Genomic DNA, 14,652 nt, shown 5'->3' with positions numbered 1-14,652 from the left:
TCAACCCAAAGCGTTGGAGAGACAGGCAATCCATATTTGGGGCTAGGCGGCATGAGCGAGGCTCTTGACATCCTGACGCGAAAGATGTCCTCCGAAGAGTTCAAGGAGAACATCCGCGAGCAGAGCGGGGCAGCCACGTTCACAGCTGAAGCCGACCGTGGAACGAGCGGCGCCATCCTCCTTATCACGGCCACTTCACACGACGCCGACCAAGCACTCAAGGTCTTGGACACGGTCATGAATCAGGCCCCGGTGGCTCTAACCGAACTACAAGACGTGCTCAACGTTCCTAACGCATCCCGCATTTCCACAATGAACCTGTTGGAGGACAGCAAGGCTGTTCCAGAGGTCAAGGCGCGGACTCAGCTCATCCTCGTAACTGCTGCCGGAGGGACAGCCTTCACCGTCATCATCACTGTGCTGCTCGATGGCTTGCTTCTGACAAGGAAGAGTCGCAGGAGTACACAAGGACCCGCAAATCACACTGGACCAAAGCCGCCAAACCCGGCTCGCCGTCGGCAAAAGACCGTGTCGCGTGCCTCTGCCAGCGGCACAGTCAATCAACCTGCAGTCCCCATCCTGAACTCGCACCACGTCCACAAGCCATCATCCCTCGGTCGCCCTGCACGTAGTCGGCCCAAAGCCGACGATCCGGCTTACCTCGCAGGTGAAACAGTCACCGTCGTACCCAGCTCGTCCAGGCCGGGATAATCATGACCGCAGCCGTCCTCCTAGGCATCATGGCCAGGCGCTGGTACATCCTGGCCATCGGAATCGTCGTCGGTCTCGCGTCCCTGGGCGCCGTCCGGTCATCTGAACCTGTGTACTGGACAAAGGCTGAAGTCACCTTTGTGGCTCCAGACCGAAAGCCCGCATATTGGATCCCCGGCGATGACTACGCCTCGCTGGTCGATTTCGCAGCAATGGTGGAACGACGCGTGAACTACAACTCGGCTTCGGTGGACCTCACGCTGTCAAGCGGAACCCTCTATGGCGCCGGTGTACGGCATGGTTACTCGGTGAATCTACTGAACAGTGGTGGTCAGTGGGCCAAGAGCTTCCGATGGCCGGTCCTCTCCGTTCAAGTCGTTGACTCCAGTGCTCAAAAGGTGAAGGAAGTCCTAAACGGTGTCATTGACCAAATCAACGCTGCATCACTGGCCCTGCAAACTGAGGCCGGGGTCCAACAGGACCTGATAACTACGCTCACTTCACCGTCAAGCCCGGAGATTGTTTTCGGCGGAGGAACCCAAATCAACCGCGTCAAGGGCGCCGTCTTCTGGGTAGGAATAGCAGCCACGCTTTCAACATTAGCCGCCGTGATCATCGACGCACGGCCTCGTCGAAGCAGGACCCCAAAGAAGCAAACTACGCGTGTGCAGCAAGCAGAGGGAAAGTCCCATGTACCGGGTTAATGGTTTGCTCCACAGCGAAGGTACCCAAGGAGCGGCCCGGAAATCCGATGCCCCCATGTTCCTCACCGTGTACTTGGTGCTGACCTTTGCACTGCCATCGAACCTGGTCATCGCATCCCTGGGTTCCGTCGGCCGACCGAACACGCTGTTTGCGCTCCTGGGATTGGCATGGTGGATTCTTCACCAATTACAACGCACCAAATCATTCACCAAGAGCTTCCACCCCTTACGCATTGGCATCTCAGCGTTCCTCATGGTCGCCCTAGCCAGCTATGCCTACGCAATGGTGAGAGGACTACCCGAAAGCGAAGCCAGCCCTGCAGACGCCGGTTTGCTGAGGTTGGCGGGCTGGGCCGGGATTCTGCTGATCGCAGCAGATGGCCTGACTACCCGTGAAGGAGTCAGGAAGGTGCTCCGCCGGATCGCCCTTGTAGGCGGATTGACAGCAACTCTGGGATTGCTCCAGTTTGCCACTGGATCGTCACTGATCGAATGGATCAGAATACCGGGCCTCAGCGTCAGTTCCGAGCTGGCAAACATCGACTCCCGCGGCGGATTTGTTCGGGCAGCAGGCATGTCCATGCACCCTCTCGAGTACGGAGTAGTACTGTCCGCCTCCCTACCTATCGCCATCACACTCGCCCTCAACGACGTCACGAAGCGCCGAGTCCTATGGTGGATCCCGGTGGGCCTGATTGCAGTGGCTGCCATGTTGTCAGTCTCAAGAGCCGCGCTGATCTGTATGGCTTTGGCCTTCCTCATTCTTTTGCCGGTGTGGCCCAAACAACTCCGACGACGGGCTGTGGTTGTTTCGGCGTTACTGGTCGCAGTCATATACGTAGTTACCCCCGGCATGATCGGGACGCTCTTTGGCCTTTTTACCGTAGGCACCAATGACCCCAGCATCAGCTCACGAACGAATGGATACTCCACTGCCTTCGGAATGGCAAGCCAACAACTGGTGTTGGGCCGCGGGTTCGGAACCTTCCTCCCGGCGTACGTCATCGTTGACAACCAATACCTTGGACTTTTGGTCGAGCTCGGCATAGCAGGTCTTGTCGCCTTCCTGCTATTGGTGTCTGCCGGAATGTTCTGCGCCTGGCGGGCACGCAGGCTGGCAAGCAATAATGAACAGCGTCAAATGAGTCAATCAGTACTGGCCTCCATCGCGGCGGCCGCCCTGGCCTTTGGATTCTTTGATGCTTTTGCCTTCCCCATGGCGGCCAGCCTATTATTCCTCATGCTTGGAATTGCTGGAGCGCTGTGGCGGATTTCGCATCGTGAACTCGCTGACGCGCAGCTGAAAGAACACCTGAAGGAAGAGGCCGCCCCTGCCGGGAACGACTGAGCAAGGTCCAAGCCGGGCTGATCTGCTAGCGGCGACTTTCATCCCTTTCCCAAACGGGGGAAGACTTGGCGGACAACGACGCACCACGGCGACCCACAATCGCGAACGTGGCGTAGATGAAAGCGTCAAAAGCCGTCCACGGCCCCCGCACTGAAGCGATCAACTCCCGCAGCGTCCGTGTCAAGGACGCACCACCAGTCGCAACGTCCTGCTCGGTATTTCCACGATATGTACGCCGCAAGACCGCCAACAACGCAGCAGTGGTCCGGGGCGTTCGAACAATTACCGGCTCCGTAGGAAGTACAGCTTTCTCCCGTTCATCAAACAGCCTGTCCACAAAGTAGTCGTCGCCCGTAAGGGCAGGAAATTCACCCAAGCGATCATGCCCGCGCCGGCTCAACGCGTAAACACCTGCGCCCCACAGGCCCTGCGCGTTGCCTGGAATCCGGCTACGGGCCCGGTAGTAAGCGCGTACGGGCACAGAAGCACCCTGGGTGTCGTAACGAAATGCCGGGCGTGCTGCCAGAAGGGCGCCATCCTCCAACGCCGTGAAAACGGCCCTGAGCGCCTTCGTGTTCACTTCGATGTCTGCATCCAAGTAGAGACGCGGCCACAAGCAAGTGCACCGGTCGCCGGCATTCAGCGCAGCAGCCTTCGACGCCTCCGGCACATGAAGTACAGAAACACCCTCCCACCGGGACACGATCGCATCCGTGCCATCCGTGCACCCGTTGCAGGCCACGACCACCTCAACTGTTCCCCATCCAATGACTTCACTGAGGGACTGAAGTGTCCGTTCGATCACTGCGGCCTCATTATGCGCAGGGATAATGACAGCGCCCGAGGGAAAAGCCGCGGGCATTCAGTGGCCTCCATCCGCACTCCGCACAGCGTGGGGGAGGAGATCCCTCCGCCGCTTGCTGGCCAAAGCCCACACAGCGACCAGGTGACCAGGCTTATTCAGGCGAACGACCTCCGCAACGAGCACGGCACAGCGAAATGCCAGCACCCGGCTCTGATTGAAATACTTCTCCGCATAGCGGACCCTGTTCACAGACATAAGCGCTGCCAATTGGGGCGACGCCCCGGAACCACCACGCGTGTGCCACATCCTGGCCGCCGGCTCAAACCAGATCGAATAACCCGACGCCCTCAGACGATGACAATAATCCGTCTCTTCCGAATAAAGGAAGAACCTTTCGTCCCAAGCGCCCACCACCGTCGCTGCCTCGGCGCTTACCAAGAGCGCAGCACCAGTAGCCCAATCCACCTGGTGCCCGTGACGGTAGCTCTCTTCATCAAAGTCCATCTCGGACAACCAACCAGGGCGGGCTTTAAAATGACTGCCCAAGGCCGCGTCACCAAGCGCTCGCAGAATGCCCGGCTCGCGACGCAAGGAGGGATACACGCTGCCGTCATCGTCCAACAACATCGGCACCACCATTCCAGCGCCGGATTCATTCATGCGCTTGAGCATTGCCCTGATCGCGCCCTTTTCGACACGGAGGTCCGGGTTCAGAATGAGATAGGCTCCAGCTTCTCCAGCTTGCGCAAGTGCGGCGTTGATACCGCCGGCGTAGCCCAGGTTTCCTCCGGTTGCAACGACCGTGACATCGGGATGGCGCGCGAGTTCTGTGCGCGTGAGGTCGTTTGCGGAATTGTCGGCTACCACCACCTTGATGGACTGGTTTACTGCTTCTTTCCGGAGTCCCAAGATCAACGGTCCTACATCGTCTGCATTGTTGTAAGTGACAATGACAATGGCGAGATCAGCGGTGGCACTTGACGACACAAAGGTACCCGGAGCGCGGCTGGGCTCACGCTCCGGGACGACGGAGGCAAGGCGGATGGACGGCGTCCACGGTGGGACGGACAAACTGCTGTCCCTGCGCAACCGGAAATATGCTTCGGGCCCGTCCACGAGGTATCGACGGGACAGCCGACGCGGTTCCATTGCCAGCCTCCAGGCCCACTCCAGCCCATTGGAACTGATCCAGGACGGAGCCCGCCGGACGTGCCCGGCCAGAAAATCCACAACAGCACCGAAGGCCAGCAGTACTTTGGCGCCGGTCAAATGGCCGTACTCCGAAATCCAGAGTTCCTGCCGGGGCTTTCCCAATCCAACGACCAGAATGTCGGGAGCCGCCTCGGAAATCCCAAGGGCAAGTTGGCGGGACGCCGCATCGTCGTTCAGCGTGGTCCGCGCCGGAGCCCACCAACCGGCCACCGCAAGGTTCGGCCGGTCCACAGCGAAGTTCTCGCGAATCAGGTTGTGAGCTTCTGCTGACCCGCCAAGGAAACCAACGCTAAGCCCCCGCAGCCCCGCTTCATCCAGCAACGGTCCCACGAGGTCGCTGCCAGCCAGGCGCGGCCACGCCCTGCCCGTTAGACGCCGGGCCTCCGTCGCCAACGGCGCTCCATCTATGAGGGTTAGCCATTCAACGGTCCCCGCCTGGTCCAGGGTGTCGGACCAGCGTCCGCCCGCCCCGAAATGGCGAATGTGGTCGAGGTTTGCGGAGCAGACACCCAAAGGCGGTGCGCCCGCCTCGACTGCCCTGCCCAGGATATGTTCAACCGCGGCGTTGAACTCCATGAGTTTCACCGGTACGCCGCCCAGGCCTACAAGTGACGCGGCGGGGACAGCCTCACTCCGCTCAGGCGGATTCGTAGGACGGTGGAAAAGGAGACTGCCACCGGCGATGGCGTGTGTAGAGGAGGTTTGGGGGAGTACCCGATGAAGTGCGTTTCGGGTGGGCGTGGTCTTCGGTAGCAGCATTCTCGGCTCCAGGCTCGGGGCAAGCTCAAGGCATAACCATGTGGCCCACGATCCGTGGCTGCTGCACTGCCAGGATCGTGGGTGGCGGAATAGCTCCGCCACGTCGACATGTTTTCTTGAGTTGTCTCCCGGCCTCCTGCCAGAGGCTGCCGTAGGCCTACTGTAGGCCGATTTTTCGGTCTCCGCCAGAGTCTCGGATGCATCTACCCGGCAGGTTCCGCCCGGACTTCTCCTAAAGTGCTATGCGGTAAACATGATGAGAGTATTCGTTCGGGAATGCATCCGTGAACTGTCCGTCCTGGATGGGTATTGACCGGTTTTCGTGCACCACCTCAACCGTGGTTCCGGACAATCCGGCGGGAAGCGTAAACACTCTGGTGCCAACACCACCGTCATCGGTCATGGCGAATATGTAGGCATCAGCATCCTTGACCTTCAACATGGTGTCGGTGCCGGCACCGAAGTCCCAGGCATAAGACTGGGTATTGAGGATCGGCGCGTAAGACCTGATCGCATTGTTCACGGCACCAACGGCGGCCACTTGTTCTTTAAGGCAGTCGGCACTGTGGATCCTGGCGTCTTGGAAAGCATCCCCGCTGATGCAATCGTTGACGTTTTGCTGGTCCGGAGACTGGCTGAACCACACAATGCCACGTGCCTCGTGAATGATGGATGCCCATACCTGTGCCTGGACCTGTTCCGGGCTCAATTGCCGATACCCGCCCTTCGAACCACCGGTGCTGATAACGGTGGGAAGTGCCCACAATGGGGCTGACACACTACGGGCTGCATTGACCTCTTGCTGAAGGGACATGATCTTCCCATAGCTTGAAGCAGTGCGGCAGTTTGAAGGATTGATCGGGTTCTGCCCAATCGGAGTCCGCCACCTTAGCGCTCCCTCCCCCCAGTCGCACTGGGGTACGGCGTAGAAGTATTGATCAACCGAGTTCACATTCACGGTGTTGTAATAGTCCGTGGAGTACTGCATGGAGACGTCGTACGTGATGATGCCTGCAGTCCAGTTTGCGTAGGTAAACCTACCTGTCTTGGCCGGATCGTGCTGGGATGCAAGTTGCCTCATGCGAGCAAGCCCTGGGACGGGGTGGTACCTCCCGTCCACTTCATCGTCCAGCACAGTGCCCACTTGTCGGTCCCAGTCTGCCGGCGCGTCATCCGGAGCGAAGAGGGTAAACATGCCGTTGGCAGCGATTTCAGCGCTGGATGCATCGGGGTTACCTTGCACATACGTGTTGATGCCCAGAGACTTGTCGTACTTCAGTTGCGCGTCGCTACCCGGAGATCCATACCAAACTGCAATAGGAAAGAAGGAAGGGTCGTCCCATCCGGCTGCGGCTGCTTTGGCAAATTGATTCCAGTATGCCGGCCCGCCGTCCCAGGGAATCCTGGGAAGCTCAGAGAGGGTTGATGCGGCTTGCCCGGGCGTGTTCACCGTACCGGGCTGAGAAGGCATCGCCGTCACTCGTACAGTGCCTGGTATTGTGCTTGCCAATACCAGCGCACCAAGCGTCGCAGCCACAGTAGTGAAGTAGCGAACCCTCATAGCTTCATCTTCTTCCGCAACGCAATAACGAAGTACCTAAAGGATGGCACCAGCATCAGGAATTCGTAACCTCAAGTCCTTGGGCCATTGCGGCGTGTTTAGGAGGGCAGCTGGGGATCCACATGTCGGAGGTATTCAACCAGGCGCTCTTTGGCATCGGGTGGGTCAAAACCGGTGGCGCGGATCCGGGCCAGGTCCAGGACACTGCTTGGCGGCCTCGGCGCAGTGTCGGGCTTCGCATAGTCCTCGGTGCTGATGGGTTTCACAAGAAGTGGATCGGCACCCTGTAAGCCGTAGATGTCGCGGGCAACCTCGTACCAGGACTTGGCTTCACCGCTGTTGCTGAGGTTGTACGTCCCGTAGGGTGCCGTGCTTCGGAGGAGGTGACGAATGCCCGCCGCGATGTCGGACGCGAAGCTCAATCGCCCCCGCTGGTCATCGACCACCGATGGCGAAGCCCCCTTGACGGCCAACGAAGCCATGGTTCGAACAAAGTTCCTTCCGTCGCCTACTACCCAACTTGTCCTCACGATGTAGTGCTTCGGTACGGTGCTCACGGCAAGATCACCGGCGGCCTTGCTTTGGCCATAGACACTTAGGGGAGTGGGAACCTCATCTTCGTGATGCACCTTTGTTGTGCCATCGAAAACGTAGTCGCTGGATACATGGACCAGCGTCAGTGAATGCTCGACGGCGGTACGCGACAAGCGGGAAACGGCAGCTGAGTTGATGCGCCAGGCAGCTGCCCGGCCTTCCGGGGTCTCGGCGGCATCTACCGCGGTGTATGCGGCTGCGTTGATGATCGTGGAGTAATCGCGCCACTTGAGTGCCTCATAGGAGGCCTCAATGGCGATGTCGAACTGCGCCCGACCCGCGAACTCCACCGTCGGATCGTGCGCGAAGGCATGCCGGAGGGCCGTACCCAGCTGGCCGTCCGCTCCAAGGACCAGCGTCCGCCGCCCGTGCATGGGAACAACGTCACCCAGCCGCGGATGCCGCCTGTCCTGTGCAGACACAATGGACTTCTCCAAGGGGATCGGCCACCGCACGGCTACTTCCTCATCGGCAAGGTTGAGGAACGTGTACTCCTTCTGTGCCTCCGCGCTCCAGTGATCGTTGACCAGGTATGTGTACGCCGTGTCGTCTTCCAGCGTTTGGAATGCATTGCCTACGCCACGGGGGACGAAGACGGCGTCCTGAGGCGTCAGCTCTGCGGTAAACAGTGTCCCGAAAGTCGGGCCCTCGCGCAGGTCAACCCACGCGCCGAAGATCCGACCGGAGGCCAAGGAAACTAACTTGTCCCAGGGTTCGGCATGGATGCCCCGAACCGTACCGCGCGCTGCGTTGAAGGAAATGTTGTTCTGCACCGGACCGAAATCAGGCAGCCCGGCATCCAGCATCTTGGTCCTGTGCCAGTTCTCTTTGAACCATCCCCGGTCATCCCCGTGAACAGGCAGCTCAAACAGCAACAGGCCAGGGATGGGAGTGGTCCTCGAACGCAGCTGCCGTCCCGGAACCATGTCTCAGTGCCCTTGTCCAGCGTATTTGGCCTCCGTTGCCGCTTTCTGCGGCCGCCACCAATGTTCGTTGTCCCTGTACCACTGCACTGTGTCAGCCAGCCCGGCGTCGAAGTCCGAATAACGGGGCGCCCACCCGAGTTCGCGTCGAAGTTTGCTTGAATCGATGGCGTAGCGGAGGTCGTGGCCGGGCCGGTCGGTCACCAGGTCATAAGCTTCGCGGGGCTGCCCCACGAGGGAAAGCAACATCTCCACTACCTCGCGGTTGGAGCGTTCGCCGTCGGCGCCGATTAAGTATGTTTCGCCCAGGCGGCCACCCTCCAATATCGCCAACACTGCGGACGAGTGGTCCTCCACATGGATCCAGTCCCGGACGTTCCGCCCGTTGCCGTAGAGGCGGGGACGGAGACCGTCAAGGATGTTGGTGATCTGCCGTGGAATGAACTTCTCCACGTGCTGGTAGGGGCCGTAGTTGTTGGAGCAATTACTGATGGTCGCCTTGAGGCCGAAGGAGCGAACCCAGGCGCGCACCAGCATGTCCGAGCCCGCTTTCGTAGCGGAATAGGGACTTGTGGGACGGTAAAGTGAATCTTCAGTGAAGCGCTGAGGATCGTCCAAAGCCAAATCTCCGTACACCTCGTCCGTGGAGATGTGATGGAACCGGGTACCGTGCTTTCGCGCGGCTTCGATGAGGGTGAACGTACCGAGCAAGTTAGTGTCCACGAAAGGCCGGGGCTCCTCCAACGAGTTATCGTTGTGCGACTCGGCTGCAAAGTGGACAACCGCATCCACTGAAGATGTCAATAAGTCCACCAAGGCAGCATCGCAAATGTCACCCTCGAAGAATTCAAAACGGTCTGTGGGTAGTCCCGACAACGATTCAATGTTGCCCGCATAAGTCAGTTTGTCCAGGACAGTGACATGGAGACGGGTGTGCTCCATGATGAAGTGAACGAAATTGCATCCGATGAATCCGGCCCCGCCGGTGACAAGGATTCTCTGCATGGCCATAGCGTAACCGTCGAATACGGCGATGTGCAGCGGGAGAGGACAGGTAGATGCGTGGAATTATTCTGGCCGGTGGAACAGGATCCCGGCTCCATCCCATTACGCTCGGAATCAGCAAGCAGTTAGTACCCGTCTTCGACAAGCCAATGATTTACTATCCACTCTGCACCTTGATGCTTGCCGGCATCCGCGACATCCTCATCATCACAACACCCACGGACGGCCCTCAATTCGAAAACCTGTTGGGCAACGGTTCCCAATTCGGCATTAATTTGAGCTATGCCCGGCAGCCGACGCCGGACGGGCTTGCGCAGGCATTCGTCCTGGGCGAGCAGCATATCGGCAGCGGCAAAGTTGCGCTGATCCTGGGTGACAACATTTTCAACGGCCCCGGCATGGGCAACCAGCTACGGCACTATGCCGATGTGGACGGCGGAGCCATCTTCGGATACTGGGTCAAAGACCCGTCCGCCTACGGCGTGGTGGAGTTCGACGACCAAGGCATGGCAGTTTCCATTGAAGAAAAGCCCGCAGTCCCCAAAAGCAACTATGCAGTTCCTGGGCTCTATTTCTATGACAACAACGTGGTTGCCATGGCCAAGGACCTGCAACCATCGCCGCGGGGGGAACTGGAGATCACGGATATCAACAGAAAATACATGGAGCTTGGCCGGCTGCATGTACAGAAGTTTCCGCGGGGGACCGCCTGGCTGGACACCGGTACCTTCAGCGACCTGAATGACGCCTCCAACTATGTACGTACCACGGAAAACCGGCAGGGTTTGAAGATAGGTGCTCCAGAGGAGGTGGCTTGGCGAATGGGCTACCTGACGGACGACGAGCTCCGACAACAGGCTGCCAAGCTCGCCAAGAGCGGCTACGGCAGTTACCTTTTGGACATTCTGGACCGCCAATAAGCCCAACTAAGCTGCTGAAACATCCTCGAGAGCGCGCGCAATCTCAGCCGGCAGCGCCGTCAATTGAGCGTCCAGTAGTTCTTTGAGTTGAACGGCGTTCCTGGGGCCAACAATTGCCGTCGCCACGCCCGGCCGGGAGAGCAACCAACTGAGGGACACGTCCATCGGTGTGCGGCCCAGTCCGCGGGCTGCCATGGCCACGGCCTCCACTACCCGGGATGGCCGCGAGTCGAGATAGGGCTCGACGTAACCGGCCAAGCGGCTCTGTGCTGCACGGGAATCGGCAGGAATCTGGCCACGGTATTTACCGCTGAGTACTCCTCGACCCATGGGTGCCCACGCCATGAGCCCCAGTCCGGCGTCTTCCACAGCTGGAATGAGTTCTTCCTCGGCTTTGCGCTGAACCAGGGAGTATTCGGACTGGTTGGCCACGAGGGTGAAGCCGGCCACGGCGGCTGCCTTGGCGGTCTGCCAGCCGTTGTAATTGGAGATACCCACGTAGCGGGCACGTCCGCTCCGCTGGGCAAGGTCCAAAGCCGAAAGAGTCTCGTCCAAGGGCACGTTCGGATCCCACTCGTGGGCGAACCAAATATCGATGTAGTCGGTGCCGAGCCTGGCGAGGCTGGCATCAAGGGCGGACAACATCGCGCCGCGGGAAGCATTGATACTGCGCCTGGAGTCCGACGACGACACGCCGGCTTTCGTGGAAATCACAATTTCCGATCGGGCCACCACATCGCCCAGCATGGACCCCAACATGGCTTCTGCCCGGCCTTGGGCGTAAGACGCTGCCGTGTCCACAACAGTGCCGCCGGCGGCAACGAATTCATGGAGCAGTTCGGCAGCGTCCTGCTCGTCGGTCTCCTGGGCCCAGGACATGGTTCCAAGGGACAATGAGGACACACGGAATCCACTGTTTCCGACATAACGCTGCTGCATAGCAGTTAGCTTACGGGGAGTTAGAGGACTTCATGACGTAGGGTCTATTCACGTGAACTGGATAGAAGCAGCCTTGCTGGGCCTGGTGCAGGGCCTCACCGAATTCCTCCCGATTTCCTCGAGCGCACACCTGCGGATTGTCGGATCATTCCTTCCGAATGCCGCAGACCCCGGTGCTGCCTTTACGGCCATAACGCAGCTGGGAACTGAAACCGCCGTGATTGTCTACTTCTGGCGTGACATAGTACGGATCGTCCAAGCATGGTTCGGCTCCCTCACAGGCAAGGTGGAGCGCAACAATCCGGATGCCCGCATGGGTTGGCTGGTCATCCTGGGCAGCCTGCCGATCATCGTCCTGGGCCTGTTGTTCCAGGACCAGATCGAGTCGGTGCTGCGCAGTATGTGGATCGTCGCCACCATGCTGATCGTCTTCGGCATGATCCTTGCTGTTGCCGACGCCGTTGGCAGGCAGGAGAGGGATCTCACGCAGCTGAGCTACAAGCACGGCATCCTCTACGGCTTTGCACAGGCCATGGCCTTGATCCCGGGCGTTTCCCGCTCCGGCGGCACCATCACCGCCGGCCTGCTCATGGGGTACACACGTGAAGCAGCCGCCCGGTACTCCTTCCTCTTGGCCATACCGGCCGTGTTCGGCAGTGGCCTCTACCAGCTCTACAAGACAGTTTCCAACGAGGGACTCGCTGGTCCCTATGGCCTCCCGGAGACTGCGCTGGCCACAGTCATCGCTTTCGTGGTGGGTTACGTCATCATTGGCTGGTTCCTGAAGTTTGTCTCCACCCGCAGTTACCGGCTGTTCGTTTGGTACCGGATTCTCCTTGGCTTGGCCTTGTATGTCCTGCTCGGTTTCAATGTGATCAGCGCCTAGCACTAAGGTTGAGTAGTGAAATCGTGGACCTCCCGCCCTGTTCCTGAGCTGCCCGGCAGCATGCCGCAACTACGGCTGTACGACACAGCCCTTGGTCGTGTGGTGGACGTCGAGAGACAGCCGGAACAGTCGTTGTATGTCTGCGGCATCACGCCGTATGACGCCACCCACATGGGACACGCAGCCAGTTACGTGGCTTTCGACCTCCTGAACCGTGCCTGGCGCGATGCCGGCGTCCGGGTGTCCTACGTCCAGAACGTCACGGACATCGATGATCCGCTTTTGGAGCGGGCCACGGCCACTGGCGTGGACTGGCGCGAATTGGCGCAGAGCCAGATTGACTTGTTCCAGACAGACATGGACGCTTTGAATGTCCTCGCTCCGAACCATTACATCGGTGCGGTGGAGGCCATCCCGGACATCGTTCCCGCCATCGAGCAGCTCATTGCAGACGGCGTGGCCTATCGCGTTGCCGGCTCCGAAGGAGAACCTGACGGCGATGTCTACTACGACGTCGAGACGGCAGGCAAGCGCTCGGATGCCACTGACGCTTGGACGCTGGGCGACGTCTCCGGCCTCGGCGAAAAGGAGATGCTGGAGCTTTTCGCTGAACGGGGCGGCGACCCCACCAGGGCCGGGAAGCGCCATGCCCTCGATCCTTTGCTCTGGCGCGTCGCCCGTGACGGCGAGCCGAGTTGGCCAGGTTCCACCCTCGGCGATGGCCGGCCTGGCTGGCACATCGAATGTACCGTGATCGCTCAGAAGTACCTTCCCGCTCCCTTCACCGTTCAGGGTGGTGGCTCGGACCTGGTGTTCCCGCACCATGAAATGGGCGCCGGCCACGCCTATTCACTGTCCGGAGTCCCGCTGGCGCGCCACTATTCACACGCCGGCATGGTGGGGTTGGACGGCGAAAAGATGAGCAAGTCCAAGGGCAACCTGGTTCTTGTCTCAAAGCTTCGCGCTGCCGGTGAGGAACCTGCGGCAATCCGCCTTGCAATCCTTGCCCACCACTACCGCTCTGACTGGTCATGGACCGATGCGGAGTTCGCCGAAGCCAAGGACCGGCTCAAGCAGTGGCGTGCGGCACTGGATCATGCCCCGGCCGGATCCGCCGCGGCCCTCATATCAGCCATGCGCGATGAACTTGCCAATGACCTCAACGCTCCAGGTGCCATAGCCGCCGTCGACCATTGGGCCGCGGAAGCTATTCGCTCCGGCTCGGACAAGTCCGAGCAGGACACCGCGCTTGTCACGGATGCCATCGACGCTTTGCTTGGGGTTGAACTCTAGGCCACAACAGAAAACGCCAACGGCCCTGACTTCGCGTCAGGGCCGTTGCTGGTTTCGGCGGCATTAATCCGTCAAGGACGTTCTTTGCCGCGACGTTTCAAATACCGCTCAAACTCGCGGGCGATGGACTCGCCGGACGCCTCCGGTAGATCGGCGGTGTCCTTCGCTTCTTCCAGTTGCCGCACATAGGCAGCAATCTCAGGGTCTTCCGTTGCAAGCTCGTCCACGCCGCGCTCCCAGGCTTCAGATTCTTCAGCCAATGCCTGGCTATCCAAGGGAACCTGCAGCAGGTCCTCGATCCTGTGCAGGATCGCCAGCTGCGCCTTGGGGGAGGGGGGCTGGGCAACGTAATGCGGAACTGCTGCCCACAGGGAGACCGTCGGCAGCCCTGCCAGCATCGCGAACTCTGCGAGCACACCCACAATTCCCACTGGTCCCTCGTACTGGGAAGCTTCCAGGTTGAGGCGCTCCCTGAGGGAACTGTCCTCGGTGGTGGTGCTCACCGGAATTGGACGGCTGTGGGGAACGTCGGCGAGGAGCGCACCCACCAAAATCACGGAGTCCACTTTGAGCGCTTCAGCATGGACCAGCAGTTCGGTGGTGTAGGCCCGCCAGCGATATGAGGGCTCAGTGCCCAGAACCAGAACCACATCCACGTTGCTGTCCGGAACTTCAGCTTTGTAAATCCGCGTTGACGGCCATTTCACCTTTCGGGCGCCTGAGGATGTACGCCGCACGGTTGGCCGCGTGAACTGGAAGTCGTAATACTCCTCGGCGTCCACAGTGGCAACCTTCTTGCCGTCCCAGAGCTTGTTCAAGTAGTGCAGCGCATCGCTGGCAGCCTCACCGGCGTCATTCCAGCCCTCAAACGCCGCGAGCATTACGGTGACGCGCTGGCCGTCCGCGGGTTCCTTGAGGAAACGCTCGGGCTCCGCGGTCATGTCCTGTCCTTCGGGGGTCCCGTCCACACTGTTCATCCACTCACCCTACGT

13 protein-coding genes are annotated in these 14,652 nt (G+C 59.9%); 6 read left to right on the top strand and 7 right to left on the bottom strand.

The features are described from left to right. Positions 1-51 precede the first annotated feature (51 nt). From AC1RJY_RS10750 to AC1RJY_RS10740, 3 genes are read left to right on the top strand one after another with little or no spacing between them, the layout of a single operon-like run. Positions 52-711, top strand: coding sequence for a hypothetical protein (locus AC1RJY_RS10750; RefSeq protein ID WP_237715857.1), 660 nt, complete (start codon positions 52-54; stop codon positions 709-711). A 2-nt stretch (positions 712-713) separates the two neighbouring features. Further along, entirely contained in the window at positions 714-1,415 is a 702-nt protein-coding gene (locus tag AC1RJY_RS10745; RefSeq protein ID WP_498602277.1) for a hypothetical protein, read from the top strand. After that, the gene (locus tag AC1RJY_RS10740) at positions 1,402-2,763 is read left to right on the top strand and encodes an O-antigen ligase family protein (RefSeq protein WP_498602276.1); all 1,362 of its coding nucleotides are present in this window, start codon (positions 1,402-1,404) and stop codon (positions 2,761-2,763) included. Before AC1RJY_RS10745 ends, AC1RJY_RS10740 begins: the two co-directional genes overlap by 14 nt. A 25-nt stretch (positions 2,764-2,788) precedes the next feature. Here the strand turns inward: AC1RJY_RS10740 and AC1RJY_RS10735 are convergent, their stop codons facing one another. From AC1RJY_RS10735 to rfbB, 5 genes are all read right to left on the bottom strand, one after another. Next, complete coding sequence (locus AC1RJY_RS10735; protein WP_017200937.1) at positions 2,789-3,625, bottom strand: glycosyltransferase; 837 nt, start codon at positions 3,623-3,625, stop codon at positions 2,789-2,791. Then, a complete protein-coding gene (locus AC1RJY_RS10730; protein WP_498602275.1) occupies positions 3,626-5,539 on the bottom strand; it encodes a WecB/TagA/CpsF family glycosyltransferase in 1,914 nt (637 codons plus the stop codon). A 232-nt stretch (positions 5,540-5,771) separates the two neighbouring features. Continuing rightward, a complete protein-coding gene (locus tag AC1RJY_RS10725; protein ID WP_017200939.1) occupies positions 5,772-7,010 on the bottom strand; it encodes a hypothetical protein in 1,239 nt (412 codons plus the stop codon). Positions 7,011-7,198: 188 nt separating this feature from the next. Then, positions 7,199-8,620 carry a sugar nucleotide-binding protein gene (locus AC1RJY_RS10720; protein ID WP_498602274.1) on the bottom strand — a complete coding sequence of 474 codons (1,422 nt, stop codon included), beginning with the start codon at positions 8,618-8,620 and terminating at the stop codon, positions 7,199-7,201. A 3-nt stretch (positions 8,621-8,623) separates the two neighbouring features. Continuing rightward, entirely contained in the window at positions 8,624-9,622 is a 999-nt protein-coding gene (rfbB, locus tag AC1RJY_RS10715; RefSeq protein ID WP_498602273.1) for a dTDP-glucose 4,6-dehydratase, read from the bottom strand. A 53-nt stretch (positions 9,623-9,675) separates the two neighbouring features. Between rfbB and rfbA the strand changes: the two genes are divergently transcribed. Continuing rightward, entirely contained in the window at positions 9,676-10,542 is an 867-nt protein-coding gene (rfbA, locus tag AC1RJY_RS10710; RefSeq protein ID WP_017200942.1) for a glucose-1-phosphate thymidylyltransferase RfbA, read from the top strand. A gap of 6 nt (positions 10,543-10,548) precedes the next feature. Here the strand turns inward: rfbA and AC1RJY_RS10705 are convergent, their stop codons facing one another. Next, positions 10,549-11,481, bottom strand: a complete 933-nt coding sequence (locus AC1RJY_RS10705; RefSeq protein WP_498602272.1) for an aldo/keto reductase — start codon at positions 11,479-11,481, stop codon at positions 10,549-10,551. Positions 11,482-11,533: 52 nt separating this feature from the next. Between AC1RJY_RS10705 and AC1RJY_RS10700 the strand changes: the two genes are divergently transcribed. Together AC1RJY_RS10700 and mshC are read left to right on the top strand one after the other, a co-directional pair. Then, a complete protein-coding gene (locus AC1RJY_RS10700) occupies positions 11,534-12,367 on the top strand; it encodes an undecaprenyl-diphosphate phosphatase (RefSeq protein WP_011774854.1) in 834 nt (277 codons plus the stop codon). Positions 12,368-12,382: 15 nt separating this feature from the next. Then, entirely contained in the window at positions 12,383-13,660 is a 1,278-nt protein-coding gene (mshC, locus tag AC1RJY_RS10695) for a cysteine--1-D-myo-inosityl 2-amino-2-deoxy-alpha-D-glucopyranoside ligase (protein ID WP_498602271.1), read from the top strand. A 71-nt stretch (positions 13,661-13,731) separates the two neighbouring features. On the opposite strand, the gene AC1RJY_RS10690 is transcribed toward mshC, so the two are convergent. Then, positions 13,732-14,637, bottom strand: coding sequence for a PAC2 family protein (locus AC1RJY_RS10690; RefSeq protein ID WP_210063797.1), 906 nt, complete (start codon positions 14,635-14,637; stop codon positions 13,732-13,734). Between the last annotated feature and the right edge of the window lie 15 nt (positions 14,638-14,652).

Source organism: Arthrobacter sp. GW822-FHT05G07, from assembly GCF_058799755.1.
Note: the sequence above shows the minus strand (reverse complement) of the source record. Positions and strands in the feature narration are given on the sequence as shown.

Coding starts and splice junctions, on each gene's coding strand:
- AC1RJY_RS10750 (WP_237715857.1), top strand. CDS start 52: ATGAGCGAGGCTCTTGACATCCTGACGCGAAAGATGTCCTCCGAAGAG.
- AC1RJY_RS10745 (WP_498602277.1), top strand. CDS start 714: ATGACCGCAGCCGTCCTCCTAGGCATCATGGCCAGGCGCTGGTACATC.
- AC1RJY_RS10740 (WP_498602276.1), top strand. CDS start 1,402: ATGTACCGGGTTAATGGTTTGCTCCACAGCGAAGGTACCCAAGGAGCG.
- AC1RJY_RS10735 (WP_017200937.1), bottom strand. CDS start 3,625: ATGCCCGCGGCTTTTCCCTCGGGCGCTGTCATTATCCCTGCGCATAAT.
- AC1RJY_RS10730 (WP_498602275.1), bottom strand. CDS start 5,539: ATGCTGCTACCGAAGACCACGCCCACCCGAAACGCACTTCATCGGGTA.
- AC1RJY_RS10725 (WP_017200939.1), bottom strand. CDS start 7,010: ATGCCTTCTCAGCCCGGTACGGTGAACACGCCCGGGCAAGCCGCATCA.
- AC1RJY_RS10720 (WP_498602274.1), bottom strand. CDS start 8,620: ATGGTTCCGGGACGGCAGCTGCGTTCGAGGACCACTCCCATCCCTGGC.
- rfbB (WP_498602273.1), bottom strand. CDS start 9,622: ATGCAGAGAATCCTTGTCACCGGCGGGGCCGGATTCATCGGATGCAAT.
- rfbA (WP_017200942.1), top strand. CDS start 9,676: ATGCGTGGAATTATTCTGGCCGGTGGAACAGGATCCCGGCTCCATCCC.
- AC1RJY_RS10705 (WP_498602272.1), bottom strand. CDS start 11,481: ATGCAGCAGCGTTATGTCGGAAACAGTGGATTCCGTGTGTCCTCATTG.
- AC1RJY_RS10690 (WP_210063797.1), bottom strand. CDS start 14,637: ATGAACAGTGTGGACGGGACCCCCGAAGGACAGGACATGACCGCGGAG.